Origin of the sequence: Synechococcus sp. R8-2 (assembly GCF_047461715.1) — a bacterium.
In the GTDB taxonomy this organism is placed as follows: Bacteria; Cyanobacteriota; Cyanobacteriia; order Thermostichales; family Thermostichaceae; genus Thermostichus.
Map to the genome: position 1 here is coordinate 1 of NZ_JANSHQ010000652.1, position 558 is coordinate 558.

A 558-nucleotide genomic window follows, 5' to 3' on the forward strand; every position below is an offset into this window, starting at 1 on the left:
GTGGCCACACCTCCAGTTTGCAGGATACTACGAAGATTGAGGTGCAAATCTCTACTCGGCAGAGCCAGGGATCCCTGCCCATTCGGGTTGAACAGGCCGCTGCCAGCGTTCCCACCAGGCCAGCACAGACTCAGGTGGGTGGCTGTCGTGGCTGCCGTTGGCATTGGCGGGGAGGGGGGGAGAGGGAGGTGGGGCCGGCGGTGTCAGCCAACTGACAGGCGCGGGGATCAGACAACTGGGGTGGAGAGGGCGTAGATCGCGGTAGTGGCTGCTGCGAATGGCCAGGATCTCCTGCTGAATGATGTCTGGGGGTTCTCCCAACTCCAGCAACACATGGCTGCACAGCCCCAGGCTGGCCTCAAATTCGGGGTGGACGACTTCTCTGGCCCCCAACTGATAGAGCTGTTCGATGTCTTCCTTGTCGGTAGCTCGCACCACCACATCCAATCGCGGCGCCAACTCCAGAGCTCGTTTCAGGCAGAGGCGGATGCTCATGCGATCCGGCAGGGCAATGACCAGAGCGCGGGCCTGGGGCAGGCAAGCTTTCTCCAGCACCAA

At 62.2% G+C, this 558-nt stretch carries 1 protein-coding gene; it reads right to left on the bottom strand.

From position 1 onward, the window contains the following. Positions 1-51: 51 nt before the first annotated feature. On the bottom strand, positions 52-558 hold a 507-nt coding region (locus tag NW819_RS13525; RefSeq protein WP_414414063.1), incomplete at its 5' end, for an NAD-binding protein.